Below are 13,887 nucleotides of genomic sequence, written 5' to 3' on the forward strand. Positions count from 1 at the left end.
ATGGCGCAGGCGTTTGATGCATGCGCTATCCGCAGCCATTCGGCTGCGGCACTTACCGGTTAAGAGCAGCAATCAAAAGGACTACGCAACCGCCGGGCAGGCGCGACGTTTTGTTAGCCGCTCCAAGGTCCTCCGGCGCCCCTATACGCCAGCACCGCCGCAGCCACGGCCGCGCTCGGCAACCGGCTATACGCATCACGCGGCTTCCAACCGATCGCGGTAGTGAGCATGCACACCATCGGCGCGCCGTTGATCTGCTCCACGCGATCGAGATCGGTGCGGCCACCGATGCCCTGCACTCCATCCTTGCAATCACAGGTCCCGCCGATCCGGAACACGTGGCGCTCCGACAACAGCGCCAACTGAATCGCCAGGCCGTGCGCGTCGTTAAACGAGCATCCGGATCGGCCTTGTCACCCACGCTGCGCGGCCTGCCACGCAAACCATCAGCACAGCACACACGCCAGTGCACACAACGCACAACGCCTGCATCGCTGCAGGCGTTGTGTGCTGCGTTCGCACCGCTGCATGACGCAGCGGTGCAGGATGCGCCGGGCGTTACAGCTTGCCGGCGCCAGCCTTGGCCTTGACGTCCGCTGCCACCTTGTTGGCCGGCAGGATGTTGTAGGTATACGGCGGCTTCCAGCCGATGTTGCTGTTCCAGCTGCAGGTCAGTGCCTTGCCGTTGATCAACGAGCCCTGGTCACGGTACACGCTGCCCTTGTAGTCGCCAGCAATCTTGGTGCAGCTGCTCACGCCGCTGATGTCGAAGGCATTGTTCTCGGAGAAGATCTTCGATTCCTTGCCCACGCCATGTGCATGCGAGAACGGGTACACCTTATTGCTGGTGCTGCCGACGTGGTAGTTGTTGTACAGATGCACCTGGCCGAAGCGTACGCGCGGCGCACGTGCGGCAATGTCCTGGAACAAGGTGTTGTGGATGGTGACCTTGAGCTTGCCGGAGTCGGTGCTCGATGCACTGTCGCTGGAGCCGATCAGGCTGTTCTTCTCGTGCGACTTGAACACCGAATACGAAATGGTCACGTAGTTGGCGCCCTTCTTGACGTCCATCGCACCATCGTGATGCTGCTTGGGGCGGCCGTTGGCGGTGCCGTTCTGGTCATCGGTGCGGCGGCCATCGGTGAAGGTCACATGGTCCACCCACACGTTGCTGGCGCCTTCCACGGTCAACCCGTCGTACTCGGAATTCCAGTTGCCTGCATCACCGTCGTCGGCATCCCACACCGGCTCCGGATCCCACGGATTCTCGATGGTGAGATTGCGCACGATGACGTCGTTGGCCTTGACGTAGAAAAAGCCTTCGCGGATTTCGGCATTGGTGCCGACGCCGATCAGGCTGGTCTTGGTCGGCACATCCAGGCGACCACGGCTCTTCATGTCCGAGGTCTTGGTGTAGGCCTTGCCTTCGCTGATGTCGATGACACCCTTGATCTTGATGATGCGGCCGTTGCTGCCGGCCTTGGCCTTCAAGGCCGCCTTGAGCTGGGCCGCGTTGGTGACGGTGTAGATGTCTGCCGCCGCCGCTTTGGAGCCGCCTTTGGTGCCGCCGTTCTGGGTGGCCCAGCCGGTGGTGGCCACTTCCAGTGCAGGGTCTGCCGCATACGCGGTACCCGACAACAACGCAGCGCCCAGAACGACGCCCACAACCGTACGACCCACAACTGTCGATGCATTCGACATGGTGTTGAATTCTCTTGAATGAGTGATGCAATGACACGTCGCATGCGCGACGCGCTCCCCGTGACAGCACTGCATCCGCCCAGGCCGAATCGGCCAGTCCCCTAGCGGACCCGACCGATGCTATCTTTTATGTAAATTATTTAAAAGTATATTTTCGATATGCTGCACGTGCACCCTCGGCATAGCTGCAACACATCACAGCAGTGCCCGTTGCCGGGCACTGCACGTGGTAACGCTTACAGCTTTCCGGCACCTGCTTTTGCCTTGACGTCGGCGGCGACCTTGTCGGCCGACAGCAGGTTGTAGGTGTACGGCGGCGTCCAACCGATGTTGGTATTCCACGAGCAAGAAAGCGCCTTGCCGTTGAGCAACGAGCCCTGATCGCGGTACACGCTGCCGCCGTAGTCGGCAGCGATCTTGTCGCAGCTGCTCACGCCGCTGATTTCGAATGCGTTGCGCTCGGAAAAGATCTTCGATTCCTTGCCGACACCATGCGCATGCGAGAACGGATACACCTTATTGCTGGTGCTGCCGACGTGGTAGTTGTTGTACAGGTGCACCTGACCGAAGCGCACACGCGGCGCACGTGCGGAGATGTCCTGGAACATGGTGTTGTGGATGGTCACCTTGAGCTTGCCGCTGTCGGTGCTGGAGGCGCTGTCGCTGGAGCCGATCAAATCGTTCTTCTCGTGCAGCTTGAACACCGAGTACGAAATGGTCACGTAGTTGGCGCCTTTCTTGACGTCCATCGCACCATCGTGGTGTTGCTTCGGGCGGCCGTTGGCGGTGCCGTTCTGGTCATCGGTACGGCGGCCATCGGTGAAGGTCACGTGGTCCACCCACACGTTGCTGGCGCCTTCCACGGTCAACCCGTCGTACTCGGAGTTCCAGTTGCCCGCGCTGCCATCGTCCGGATCCCAGACCGGCTGCGGATCCCACGGATTTTCGATGGTGATGTTGCGGATGATGACGTCGTTCGCCTTGACGTACATGTAGCCTTCGCGGATTTCCGCGTTACTGGTGATGCCGATCAAGGTGGTCTTGGTGGGGATGTCCAGACGCGCGCGGCTCTTCATGTCGGCCGTGGTGCTGTAGGCCTTGCCTTCGCTGACGTCGATCACGCCGCTGATCTTGATGATGCGTCCGTTGCTGCCAACACTGGCTTTCAACGCAGCTTTCAGCTCGGCAGCGTTCTTGACCGTATAGATATTGGCGGCCGCCGCTTTGGAGCCGCCCTTGGTGCCACCGTTCTGCGTGGCCCAGCCTGTCGTGGCAACTTCCAGTGCAGGATCGGCGCTGGCAACGCCAATCACCAGCAACGACCCGACAAACAGCGACGCGGCGGCCGCCGTTGAGAATTTCGGCTTCATCTTGATGTCTCCCTCGGATAAGTTCGACGCACCGCGCAGCGGCACATCGCTCGACTAGAGCGCGCGGAACATACTTTTCAGCTGTGTACTTTTCAGTTTCCGCGACACGGATACTAGGAGCATCGCAATCGGTTGTATCTAGGCGATGTGTCGATGTGCACGCGCAGTCACGCAAACGCATGCGGGACATTCAAGAGAAGACAAAACGCGATGACGCAGACACGCGGAGACAGCAGCGAGGACACTGCAATGCAACATGACGTGCAGCGCGTGGTGGCGTGCAGCAGCGCAAGCACGATGTGTGATCGCGCATGTGAGAGGGCACATCAAGCAGCGCGATCAGGACACATCACTGAGCGCTGGAGACCGCACAAACACAGCAACACGCGTTGCCGGTGACGTGCAGTTCTGTGCGATGTGCAGCGCAGTGATCGATCATGCGCACACACGTCCAATACCGCGGCGTATCAATCAGCGCGTGCGTCGCATGATGAGCCAAGGTGGCCGCGCGCACGTTGCGCTCGCTTCGTCCGCTGTGACGTATGCACACACGCATGCCGTGCAAGCGCGCACCCATGCATGCACGTTCGATGATGGTGCCGAGCGTCAGCGCACACGTGCCCGCCACGCAACCGCGCGGCCAGCTTTCAATCAGTCAGTCACACCAGGGCGTCGCAGAGTCTGCGCGCCACACGATCGGTCAGGAGATGCCTTCGAAGAACAGCTCGATCGCCATCACCAGGGCATCTTCGCGCCCGGTGTGCGCGGGGTAGTAGCGCGGACGTCGCCCGATCTCGTTGAACCCTTCGGAGTGGTACAAGGCAATCGCCGACGGATTGGACGGGCGCACTTCCAGAAACGCGCGCCGCGCGCCGCGGTCGCAGGCCGCCTTGATCAGCGCGCGCAGCAACACACGGCCGTGTCCTTGCGACTGTGCTTCCGGTGCAATGCAGACGTTGAGCACATGCGCCTCGTCGGCAGCAATGCTGATCACGCCGTAGCCAATGATCTGCCCGGCCTGCTCCATCACCCAGCCCGGATACCCGGCCTGCAGGCAATCGCGAAAAATGCTGCGCGTCCACGGAAACGGATACGCGCGGCGCTCGATCTCCATCACCGCGTCCAGGTCGCTCTCACGCATGGCGCGCAGGGCAGTGGGCATCGGCGCGTTCATGGCGCTCACGCCGGGCCCTGGCGCCGGCGCAGGGCGCGCAGCTGCGGCCACAGCGCGCGCTTGGCGGCCGGGTTGCCGCGCAATTCGGCCAGCGGCCAGGAGGCCATCAAGGCTTGGGTTTGTGGGTCACCGGGATTGCAGCCGGATGCACGCAACAAGGCAATCTGCAATCTGTCGGGCATGCCCACACGGCCACGCCGCGGTGTGGCAGGCGCGGACGGACGAACGCTGACATCGACAGGTGGCTCGGACGGCGCAGCCGGTGCGTTGCGGCGTGCGGCAGGTGCTGCGCTGGGCGCAGGCGCGGCGTGTTGCGGGCGCGCTGGTTCTCGCACCGGTGCCGACGCCTCGGCCACGGCAGGCGCCGGTTCGGCCTCCACCGTGTCGCGGTCCAGATACACGGTGTGGCCCATCGCCTGCAGGCAGCTCACCTGCAGGTCCGACCACACCGGCGCGACGGCCATCTCGCTCATGGCAGCTCGGGCGTCCTGCGTCCGCGCCGCCACAGCCACATCACCGGGCCGGACAAGGCGTACAGCACACCGATCACCAGCAGCGAGCGTGCCGGGTCGATGACCAGCAGCGCGATGACCACCGCCGCGATCGCCAGCGCCAGGAACGGCACCCGGTCGGCACGCGGGCCGCGTTCGCCGCCCTTGAAACTCCAGAACCGGATCCGGCTGACCATCAGCAACGCCGACACCACGGTGACGCCCAGCGCCACATAGCGTAGCTGCTCGCCATCCAGGCCCAGGCTGTCGTCGGCGAAGGCCCACACGAAGGACATCATCAAGCCGGCCGCGGCCGGGCTGGCCAGGCCGATGAACCAGCGCTTGTCGACCACACCGACCTGGGTATTGAAGCGCGCCAGCCGCAGGGCGGCGCAGGCCGCATACAGAAACGCCGCCGACCAGCCGACCCGGCCCATCACGCTGCTGTCGAACTTCAGCGCCGACAGCGACCAGTGATACATCACCAGCGCCGGCGCCATGCCGAAGCTGACCAGGTCGGCCAGCGAGTCGTACTGCACGCCGAATTCGCTGCTGGTGTTGGTCAGGCGCGCCACGCGGCCGTCCAGCCCGTCCATCACCGCGGCCACGAACACCGCCATGCTGGCCTGCACGAACTGGCCGTTGGCGGCAGCAATGATGGCGTAGAAGCCGGAGAACAACCCGGCGGTGGTGAACAGGTTCGGCAGCAGGTAGATCGTGCGCGAACGCGGGGGCGGTCTCATTTCATCCATCCGGCAAGTGTAGGGCCTGAGGTCCGTCCGGCGGTAGCGCGGCCCGGCCTGATGCGCCCTGCCGGCCCATCGATCACTTGCCACGGCGGTCGCTGAATGCTGCAATCGCCGCGGGAATCATCTAGGGGAAGCCTCATGCACCTGTCGTCCGGGCTCTGCGCCCTGTTGATGCTGGTCAGCGCCGCCGCCGGCGCCACCGATCTATACAAGTGGAAGGACGCCAAGGGCGTGACCCACTACACCGAGACCCCGCCCCCGACCGGCCAGCGCTACGAGTCGCGCCGGATCGACGCGCGCAGCGGCACCGCCGCCATCGCCGCCCCGGAAACGGCCGCGCCCGAATCGGCCGACTGCCTCACCGCACGCCGTAACCTGGAACTGCTCAGCGGCAAGGGTGAAGTGACCATGGGCGCCGGCGACGGCAAGCCTGGCACCCCGCTGGACCCGGAAGCGCGCGCCGCGCAGCGCAACCTGGCCGAGGCCGCCGCCAAGGCCTATTGCAAGCCCGCACCGGCCGGCGGCCCAACCACCTGAGCCCTGCGCACCGGCCGCGCGCCGGTGCACGCAACGCGCCGCCGGGTCATCGCCGATGACCTGCAGGGCACGACACTGGCAAACTATCGGCTTTCCGCCTCAAGCGAAGCCCGATGCGTCTTTCCCAGTTCCACCTGCACACCACCAAGGAAACCCCGGCCGACGCCGAGCTGGTCAGCCACCGTCTGATGCTGCGCGCGGGCATGATCCGCAAGCTGGCCTCCGGGCTGTACACCTGGTCTCCGCTGGGCTTGCGCGTGCTGCGCAAGGTCGAGGCCATCGTGCGCGAGGAAATGAACCGCGCCGGGGCGGTGGAAGTGCTGTTCCCCACCATCCAGCCGCGCGAGCTGTGGGACGCGACCGGCCGCTGGGAAAAGTTCGGCGGGCAATTGCTGAAGATCAAGGACCGCAAGGAACAGGAGTTCTGCTACACCCCGACCGCCGAAGAAGCCGCGGCCGAGTTCGCGCGTCAGGAAATCAACAGCTACAAGCAGCTGCCGCTGAATTTCTACCAGATCCAGACCAAGTTCCGCGATGAAATCCGCCCGCGTTTCGGCGTGATGCGTGCACGCGAGTTCCTGATGAAGGACGCCTATTCGTTCCATCTCACCGATGCGGACATGGCGCGCGAGTACGACAACATGCGGGCCGCCTATATCCGCATCTTTACCCGGCTGGGGCTGGAGTTCCGTGCGGTGCAGGCCGACTCCGGCGCAATCGGCGGCGATGCCTCGCAGGAATTCCATGTCATCGCCGAATCGGGCGAGGACTCGCTGGCGTTCTCCACCGGCTCGGACTACGCGGCCAATGTGGAAACCGCCAGCGCCGCCCTGCCCGCCCCGCGCCCGGCTGCCGGCGAGCCCCTGCAGCGCGTGGACACGCCCACCCAGAAGACCTGCGAAGACGTGGCCCAGTTGCTGGGCCTGCCGCTGCAGCGCACGGTGAAGTCGATCGCGGTGATGACCGCCGCCGGCTTCGTGCTGGTGCTGGTGCGTGGCGATCACGCCGTCAACGAGATCAAGCTGGCCAAGGTTTCCGGCATGGCCGACTACCGGCTGGCCAATGAAAGCGAGATCCGTGAGCACCTGGGCAGCGAGCCCGGCTTCCTGGGGCCGGTGCAGCCGGTCCAGCCGATTCGCATCATTGCCGATCGCGACGTCGCCGCCATGGCCGATTTCGTAGTCGGTGCCAACGCGGTGGGCGTGCACCTGACCGGGGTCAACTGGGGCCGCGACCTGCCCGAACCGGAGACCGTGGCCGACGTGCGCAATGTCGTCGACGGCGACCGTGCCAGCGACGGCGGCGAGCTGCGCCTGACCCGCGGCATCGAGGTGGGCCATGTGTTCCAGCTCGGCAGCAAATACGCCGAAGCGCTGCAGGCCACCGTGCTGGACGAAAACGGCAAGGCTGCGGTGATGAAGATGGGCTGCTACGGCATTGGCATCTCGCGCATCGTGGCGGCGGCGATCGAACAGAACCACGACGACGCCGGCATTGTCTGGCCCGCGCCGATGGCGCCATGGAAGGTGGTGGTGTGCGTGATCAACCCCAAGCAGGACGCGCAGGTGGCTGCCGCGGCCGGTGACTTGCTGGAGGAATTGATCGCCGCCGGCATCGAGGCGGCGCTGGACGATCGCGGCCTGCGCCCGGGCGCCATGTTTGCCGATATGGAACTGCTGGGCATTCCGCACCGCGTGGTGGTGTCCGAGCGTGGATTGGCGGCCGGGACTTTTGAATATCGCGCCCGCACCGCCGAATCGGCAGAAAACCTGGATAAGGCCGGGTTATTCTCCCGGCTTGGGCACTGATCAAACCCGGGCAATATCCTCCCGCTGGATGAACGCACTGCGCCGAAGTAATTCGGCGCATTTGTCATATGGGTTTTCTGTCATTATGATGGCCGGCGCTGCCACGGAATGGCATTCCGAGAGCAACTAACAAAGCGTGACGTGCGGTTTGGGATGGTGCGCAGGATTTCGCATGGACGCGCTCCAGAGAAAACCGATGGCAGGCCGCGCCTGCCATTCGAATATGTCACCGTTTTGTTAGTTGCTCTTAATTTCCCTCTCATTTTCCGGAGTAGTGATGTCGATCGATCTCACCGGCCTGTCGGCCAAGCAGTTGGGCGCACTGATCAAGAATGCAAAGAAGCAGCAGACGGTGGTCGCCAAGCGCGCGCCGATTGCCAAGGTGCGGACCCAATTGACCCGCGCCGCGAAAGCCCAGGGTTATTCCATTGAAGAATTGTTTGGCGCCGCCGCCAGTGCCGGCCCGGGCCGTCCGGCTGCCGCCGGCAAGCCGGGTCCGCGTGCCGGACGCAAGCTGGGCAAGGTTGCACCGAAATACCGCAATCCCGCCAATGCCCAGGAAACCTGGACCGGCCGCGGCAAGCAGCCGCGCTGGCTGGCTGAATTGACCGCTGCCGGCAAGAAGGTCGAAGACTTCCTGATCAAGAAGGACGGCGGCGCAAAGCCGGCAAAGAAGGCCACCGCCAAGAAGGCCACGCGCAAAACTGCCACCAAGCGCGCGACCAAGAAAGCCAAGGCTGCGTGATTCAAGGCAAATAAAAAACGCCGGCACTGCCGGCGTTTTTTATTGGGCGCCGTTCGGGCCTGTCATAAATTCTTGCGGGCCGGGATCAGCAGATTGCCAAACAGCAATCCGGCCACCAAAGCCATCACGATATTGGTGACCGCCAATAGCGCGGCTTGGCCGACGGTGACGTCCTGCTGCTGCACCAGGGTCAAAAACCCGCGCAAACTGGTGCTACCGGGCACCAGCATGATGATGCCCGGCAACCGGATCAGCGCACCGGGTTTTTGCACCACACGTCCAAACAGATTTCCGGCAGCGGTCAATGCCATCGCCGATGCGAACACGCCGGCCGGCCCGCCCCAGGCATGCCCGGCATAACGCGCAATGACATACCCGGACATGGCCGCCGCCATGATCCACAGATAATCGCGGCGATTGGCCTTGAACAGCACCGCGAACGCATACGCGGCCACCAGCAGCGAGGCCCATTCCACCCAGCCGGCCTGTGGGCGCACCGCGGCGACCTGCGGGTTCAAGCCCACCAGCTGGGTCAACGTCACCGCAATCACCGCGCCCACGGTGAGCTTGAGCACCGTGGTGACCGCACCGGCCAGGCGCGCCGTGCCCGACACCCAATGCTGGCTGGCCAACTCGTTGAACGCATTGGTCAGCGACATACCGGGCAGCAGCACCACCAGCGAGGCAATGATCACCGTATTGAGATTGAGCGGGCCGACCAGCGACGCCACCAGCGCAGCGACCACGCCGGCCAGCAGCCCGGCCAGTGCTTCGCCGGCCTCCTTGGTGGCCGGGCGCTTGTCGGTGTACTGGGTGAGCAGCCCGATCGACATGCCGATCACCCCGGCGGTGGCGATGTCCAGCCACGGCAGCTTCCACAGCCCGGCCACCCCGGCCGCGGCCAGGCCGAACGCCAGCACCTGCAGGGCCTTGCCGCGCCGGTCGGTTTCGCGGTCAAGACGGCGCAGGGCCGTGTGCCCCTGGGCAATACTCATGCGCCCGTTGGCGACGCTGTCGGCCACGTAGTCGGCGACGCTGAGTTTGTAGAGGTCGTTCTCGCCCGGCGCCAGGCGGATCACGCGGGTGATGTCACTGGAGCCGATCGACTTGGTCGGGTCGCTGAAGCTCAGGATGATGCCGGTGGGATTGGACCAGGGCTCGCAATCCAGCCCCAGTTTCTGCGACAGGCCGATCACCGCCGCCTCGAGCCGCTGCGCGGTGGTGCCATAGGAATGCAGGCGCCCGGCGATTTCCGACACGAAGGCGACACGTTGCGCGTAGGTTGCGCCGGCGGACGATGGAACAACGGTGGCAGCAGACATGCGTGGCGGGTCGGATCGAAGCGGCGCCTGGGCGAGGACGCCAGTGTATGCGCAGCACGCGTGGCCCGTGGTCGCCATCGCCGGTGGCTGTCGCCATGCGCGCAGTCACTCCCCATCATTCGCTCACGCCAGCCACTGTATGCTGACGCCACGGACAGGCCGCCCATGATCAAACCGCAACCGCCACGCATCGAACAAGACTCGCAGGACCATGCCGAGGTACGCCTCGCCGGCAGTTGGGTCCTGGCCACCGCCCTGCCCCAGGCCGAGCTGCTGCAAGCCGTTCCCGACGGGGTGCGCCGCATCGACGCGCGTGGCATCCAGCAACTGGATTCGGCCGGCGTGCTGCAGCTGCTGCGCTTTGCCAGCCGCATGGGCCTGAAAGAAGACGCCATCGATTTCCGCGACGAGCACCAGGCACTGGTGTGCACCATCGAGGAGCTCAACGACGAGCGCCCCAAGCCCAAGCGCGATTACGGCTTTGTCGCCGCGCTCGATCGCCTGGGCCGCACCACCCACGGCGTGGGCCAGGGCATCCTGGAGCTCAACAGCTTCCTGGGCGAGAACCTGGTCAAGATCGCGCGACTGATCCACGAACCGCGCCGCTTCCGGCTCACCTCCACCGTGCACCACATGGAACAGGTGGGGCTGGATGCGGTGCCGCTGGTGGTGCTGCTGTCGTATCTGGTGGGCGCGGTGATCGCGTTTTTGGGCTCGACGATCCTGCGCGACTTCGGCGCGGAGATTTATGTGGTGGAACTGGTGTCGATCGCGTTCCTGCGCGAATTTGCCGTACTACTCACCGCCATTGTCCTGGCCGGCCGCACCGCCAGCGCGTTCACCGCGCAGATCGGCGCGATGAAATCGCGCGAAGAAGTGGATGCCATCCGCACCCTGGGGCTGGACCCGATCGACCTGCTGGTGATCCCGCGCCTGCTCGCGCTGATCTTCACCTTGCCGCTGCTGACCTTCATCGCGATGATCGCCGGCCTGGCCGGTGGCGTCACCGTGGGCGCGTTCGATCTGGACATTCCGCCGCAGATGTATCTGGCACGCATGCACGACACCATCCAGCTGCGGCACTTCCTGGTCGGCCTGTCGAAGGCGCCGCTGTTTGCGCTGGTGATCGGCCTGATCGGCTGCCTGGAGGGTTTGAAGGTCAGCGGCACCGCGCAGTCGGTGGGCGAACGCACCACTTCTTCGGTGGTGCAGACGATTTCCTTGGTCATCATCCTCGACGCGATTGCAGCGTTGTGGTTCATGAAGATGGGGTGGTGATGAGGCCGGGATTCGACATTGGGGATTCGGGATTCGTACAAAGCAGAGGCGTAGCGAGCGCCCTGACACTCGGGAGAACTGTGCTGTGACCAATCCTGAATCCCAAATCCCAAATCCCGGCACAGAGACCGACTCCGACGACGACCAGCTGGCAATCTCCGTGCGCGGGCTGACCAACCGGTTCGGCAGCCAGGTCGTCCACGAAGAGCTCGACCTGGACGTGCGCCGCGGCGAGATCCTGGGCGTGGTCGGCGGCTCGGGCACCGGCAAGTCGGTGTTGATGCGCAGCATCCTGGGCCTGCGCGAACCCGATGCCGGCAGCATCCAGGTGCTGGGCGCGGATGCGCGCTCGGGCCGTTTCGTCGATCGCCAGCACATCACCCGCAACACCGGCGTGCTGTTTCAGGACGGCGCGCTGTTTTCGTCGATGACCGTCGGTGAGAACGTGCAGGTGCCGCTAAAGGAGCATCACGGCGAGTTTCCCGAGCGCTGGTATTTCGAACTGGCGCTGTTGAAGATCAAGCTGGCCGGCCTGCCCGCCGACGCGCTGGACAAGCTGCCCTCGCAATTGTCCGGCGGCATGCGCAAGCGCGCCGGACTGGCGCGGGCGCTGGCACTGGACCCGCCGCTGCTATTCCTGGACGAGCCCACCGCCGGGCTGGATCCAATCGGCGCGGCCGCCTTCGACCGGCTGATCCGCACCCTGCAGCAGGCCCTGGGCCTGACCGTGTTCCTGATCACCCACGACCTGGATACGCTGTACGCCATCTGCGACCGCATCGCGGTGCTGGCCGATCGCAAGGTGATCGCCAACGCCCCGCTGGCCGAAATCGAACAGGTCGATCACCCCTGGATCCAGGAATATTTTCACGGCCCCCGTGCGCGTGCCGCGCGCCAGGCCAAGACAGCCTCCACCGAGACCGCCTGAGCATGGAAACCAAAGCCAATTACGTCCTGATCGGCGCCTTCACCATCGTGGCCGGCCTGGCCCTGCTGCTGTTCGGGCTGTGGGCCGCCAAATACTCCTCCGACCGCACCTGGCAGCAATACCGGGTGGTGTTCCGCGAGGCGGTGACCGGCCTGTCGGTCGGAAGCCCGGTGCAGTACAACGGCATCGCGGTGGGCTCGATCACCGAGCTGACACTGGCGCCGAACGACCCGCGCCAGGTCGTGGCGCATGTGCGGGTGAACTCCACCACGCCGATCAAGAGCGACACCCGCGCCAAGCTGGCCATCACCAGCCTGACCGGCCCGTCGATCATCCAGCTCTCCGGCGGCACGCCCGAAGCACCGTCGCTGACCACCATCGACAAGAGCGACGCGCCGATCATCCAGACCACGCCGTCGGCGCTGCAGAACATCACCGACACCGCCAACCGCATCGTCGAGCGCATGGACCAGATGCTCTCGGACAAGAACGTGGCCAGCATCACCGCCACGCTGCAGAACCTGGAAAAGATCAGCGGCGGCATCGCCGATCGCGACGAGGGCATGCAGGCGCTGATCGTCAGCGCGCGCGATGCCGCGCGCAATCTGGACACCACCCTGACTACCACCAACGGCACCATCAAGCGGCTGGACCAGAACCTGGTGCAGCAGCTGCCCGGCATCCTGGAAAAACTCGACGCCACCCTGGTCAAGCTGGATTCGGCCGCCGGCAACGCCGACAACATCCTTGGCGAGAACCGCGCGGCCATCAATAGTTTTGCCAACGACGGCCTGGGTCAGCTGGGCCCCACGCTCACCGAGTTGCGCGGCCTGATCCGCGATCTGCGCCGGGTCAGCGACAAACTGGACAACAACCCTGCGCGCTACCTGCTCGGCCGCGACGCACCCAAGGAGTTCGAACCGAAATGACTGCCATGCGCCTGTTGCGTCCCCTGCTGTGCGTCTCGTTGCTGGCGCTGGGCGGCTGCTCGGTCCTGACCGGTGGCGACCAGAAACCGGCCACGATCTACGCCCCCACCGCGCGCGTCACGCCCAATCCGGCGTGGCCGCAGGTCAGCTGGCAGCTCTCGGTGGCCAAGCCCAGCGCCGCGCGTATCATCGACAGCCCGCGCATCAATGTGCGCCCGACCCCCGGCGAATTGCAGGTCTATCACGGCGCCGGCTGGGCGCAACCGGCCACCGACATGCTGGAAGACAGCGTGGTGCGTGCGTTCGAAGACTCCGGCAAGATCGCCGCGGTTGCGCGCATCGGCGCCGGGATCCGCTCGGACTACAAACTGGCGATCGACGTGCGCCGCTTCGAGTCCGACTATGCCGGCCAGTCGCTGCCGGCTGCCACCATCGAGCTCAACGCCAAGCTGCTGCATTCCTCCGATCAGCGCGTGGTGGCCTCGCGTACCTTCCTGGTTGCACGCCCGTCCACGGGTACCGACACCGAGACGGTCGCCGCAGCCTTCGAGCAGGCGATGACGCAGGTCACCACCGAGCTGGTGGGCTGGACCTTGATCACCGGTCAACAGGACAGCCAGAACCTGCCGCGTGCGTTGTAAGCGCGAGCGACAGACTTAGAGCGGCTAAAAAACGTAGCGAGCAGTCGCCAAGTGGGCGCGGACGGCGCGCAGAAACCGGAGTGTATGAGTGGTACATGCTGATTCCGAGCACCGGCCGCGCCCGCCTGAGGGCTGCCGCAGAGCGACTGATCTGCGGCCTGGCTGCAGGGCCCTTGCCCGCCCACCATCGCGGGACACGCTGCAAGTACGTCCT

At 64.9% G+C, this 13,887-nt stretch carries 14 protein-coding genes and 1 other RNA gene; 7 read left to right on the top strand and 8 right to left on the bottom strand.

The window, feature by feature from the left end; genetic code table 11:
• Nucleotides 1–113: 113 nt before the first annotated feature.
• From QRM60_RS13840 to pssA, 6 genes are all read right to left on the bottom strand, one after another.
• Complete coding sequence (locus tag QRM60_RS13840; protein WP_238595348.1) at nt 114–362, bottom strand: hypothetical protein; 249 nt, start codon at nt 360–362, stop codon at nt 114–116.
• A 196-nt stretch (nt 363–558) separates the two neighbouring features.
• Nucleotides 559–1,701, bottom strand: coding sequence for a pectate lyase (locus QRM60_RS13845; protein WP_103702047.1), 1,143 nt, complete (start codon nt 1,699–1,701; stop codon nt 559–561).
• Nucleotides 1,702–1,937: 236 nt separating this feature from the next.
• Nucleotides 1,938–3,071 (bottom strand): pectate lyase, encoded by a 1,134-nt coding sequence (locus QRM60_RS13850; protein WP_076056659.1) that lies wholly within the window; start codon nt 3,069–3,071, stop codon nt 1,938–1,940.
• A 700-nt stretch (nt 3,072–3,771) separates the two neighbouring features.
• Nucleotides 3,772–4,254, bottom strand: a complete 483-nt coding sequence (gene rimI, locus QRM60_RS13855; protein ID WP_164496916.1) for a ribosomal protein S18-alanine N-acetyltransferase — start codon at nt 4,252–4,254, stop codon at nt 3,772–3,774.
• Complete coding sequence (locus QRM60_RS13860; protein WP_115555358.1) at nt 4,251–4,718, bottom strand: alanine acetyltransferase; 468 nt, start codon at nt 4,716–4,718, stop codon at nt 4,251–4,253. Before QRM60_RS13860 ends, rimI begins: the two co-directional genes overlap by 4 nt.
• Nucleotides 4,715–5,488, bottom strand: a complete 774-nt coding sequence (pssA, locus tag QRM60_RS13865) for a CDP-diacylglycerol--serine O-phosphatidyltransferase (RefSeq protein ID WP_042596438.1) — start codon at nt 5,486–5,488, stop codon at nt 4,715–4,717. Before pssA ends, QRM60_RS13860 begins: the two co-directional genes overlap by 4 nt.
• 135 nt (nt 5,489–5,623) lie before the next feature.
• On the opposite strand from pssA, the gene QRM60_RS13870 reads away from it, so the two are divergent.
• From QRM60_RS13870 to QRM60_RS13880, 3 genes are all read left to right on the top strand, one after another.
• On the top strand, nt 5,624–6,022 hold the full coding sequence (locus QRM60_RS13870) for a DUF4124 domain-containing protein (protein WP_012439261.1): 399 nt from the start codon (nt 5,624–5,626) through the stop codon (nt 6,020–6,022).
• Between the two features lie 113 nt (nt 6,023–6,135).
• The gene (locus QRM60_RS13875) at nt 6,136–7,830 is read left to right on the top strand and encodes a proline--tRNA ligase (protein WP_285446405.1); all 1,695 of its coding nucleotides are present in this window, start codon (nt 6,136–6,138) and stop codon (nt 7,828–7,830) included.
• Between the two features lie 277 nt (nt 7,831–8,107).
• The gene (locus QRM60_RS13880; RefSeq protein WP_011035880.1) at nt 8,108–8,575 is read left to right on the top strand and encodes an H-NS family nucleoid-associated regulatory protein; all 468 of its coding nucleotides are present in this window, start codon (nt 8,108–8,110) and stop codon (nt 8,573–8,575) included.
• A gap of 62 nt (nt 8,576–8,637) precedes the next feature.
• Here the strand turns inward: QRM60_RS13880 and QRM60_RS13885 are convergent, their stop codons facing one another.
• Nucleotides 8,638–9,897, bottom strand: a complete 1,260-nt coding sequence (locus QRM60_RS13885) for a threonine/serine exporter family protein (RefSeq protein WP_042596442.1) — start codon at nt 9,895–9,897, stop codon at nt 8,638–8,640.
• A gap of 165 nt (nt 9,898–10,062) precedes the next feature.
• On the opposite strand from QRM60_RS13885, the gene QRM60_RS13890 reads away from it, so the two are divergent.
• The 4 genes from QRM60_RS13890 (at nt 10,063) to QRM60_RS13905 (ending at nt 13,673) form a co-directional block, all read left to right on the top strand.
• On the top strand, nt 10,063–11,175 hold the full coding sequence (locus QRM60_RS13890) for an ABC transporter permease (protein WP_042596444.1): 1,113 nt from the start codon (nt 10,063–10,065) through the stop codon (nt 11,173–11,175).
• Between the two features lie 85 nt (nt 11,176–11,260).
• A complete protein-coding gene (locus QRM60_RS13895; protein ID WP_042596446.1) occupies nt 11,261–12,103 on the top strand; it encodes an ABC transporter ATP-binding protein in 843 nt (280 codons plus the stop codon).
• A 2-nt stretch (nt 12,104–12,105) separates the two neighbouring features.
• On the top strand, nt 12,106–13,032 hold the full coding sequence (locus QRM60_RS13900) for an MlaD family protein (RefSeq protein ID WP_011035876.1): 927 nt from the start codon (nt 12,106–12,108) through the stop codon (nt 13,030–13,032).
• Nucleotides 13,029–13,673, top strand: a complete 645-nt coding sequence (locus tag QRM60_RS13905) for an ABC-type transport auxiliary lipoprotein family protein (protein ID WP_115539609.1) — start codon at nt 13,029–13,031, stop codon at nt 13,671–13,673. The genes QRM60_RS13900 and QRM60_RS13905 overlap by 4 nt, the downstream gene beginning before the upstream one ends.
• 22 nt (nt 13,674–13,695) lie before the next feature.
• Here the strand turns inward: QRM60_RS13905 and QRM60_RS13910 are convergent.
• A non-coding RNA gene (locus QRM60_RS13910) (sX9 sRNA) lies at nt 13,696–13,770 on the bottom strand.
• Nucleotides 13,771–13,887 lie beyond the last annotated feature (117 nt).

This window comes from Xanthomonas sp. fls2-241-TYG-148, from assembly GCF_030208815.1.
GTDB lineage: Bacteria > Pseudomonadota > Gammaproteobacteria > Xanthomonadales > Xanthomonadaceae > Xanthomonas > Xanthomonas campestris.

Coding starts and splice junctions, on each gene's coding strand:
- QRM60_RS13850 (WP_076056659.1), bottom strand. CDS start 3,071: ATGAAGCCGAAATTCTCAACGGCGGCCGCCGCGTCGCTGTTTGTCGGG.
- QRM60_RS13890 (WP_042596444.1), top strand. CDS start 10,063: ATGATCAAACCGCAACCGCCACGCATCGAACAAGACTCGCAGGACCAT.
- QRM60_RS13905 (WP_115539609.1), top strand. CDS start 13,029: ATGACTGCCATGCGCCTGTTGCGTCCCCTGCTGTGCGTCTCGTTGCTG.
- QRM60_RS13885 (WP_042596442.1), bottom strand. CDS start 9,897: ATGTCTGCTGCCACCGTTGTTCCATCGTCCGCCGGCGCAACCTACGCG.
- pssA (WP_042596438.1), bottom strand. CDS start 5,488: ATGGATGAAATGAGACCGCCCCCGCGTTCGCGCACGATCTACCTGCTG.
- QRM60_RS13845 (WP_103702047.1), bottom strand. CDS start 1,701: ATGTCGAATGCATCGACAGTTGTGGGTCGTACGGTTGTGGGCGTCGTT.
- QRM60_RS13870 (WP_012439261.1), top strand. CDS start 5,624: ATGCACCTGTCGTCCGGGCTCTGCGCCCTGTTGATGCTGGTCAGCGCC.
- QRM60_RS13900 (WP_011035876.1), top strand. CDS start 12,106: ATGGAAACCAAAGCCAATTACGTCCTGATCGGCGCCTTCACCATCGTG.
- QRM60_RS13880 (WP_011035880.1), top strand. CDS start 8,108: ATGTCGATCGATCTCACCGGCCTGTCGGCCAAGCAGTTGGGCGCACTG.
- QRM60_RS13875 (WP_285446405.1), top strand. CDS start 6,136: ATGCGTCTTTCCCAGTTCCACCTGCACACCACCAAGGAAACCCCGGCC.
- QRM60_RS13860 (WP_115555358.1), bottom strand. CDS start 4,718: ATGAGCGAGATGGCCGTCGCGCCGGTGTGGTCGGACCTGCAGGTGAGC.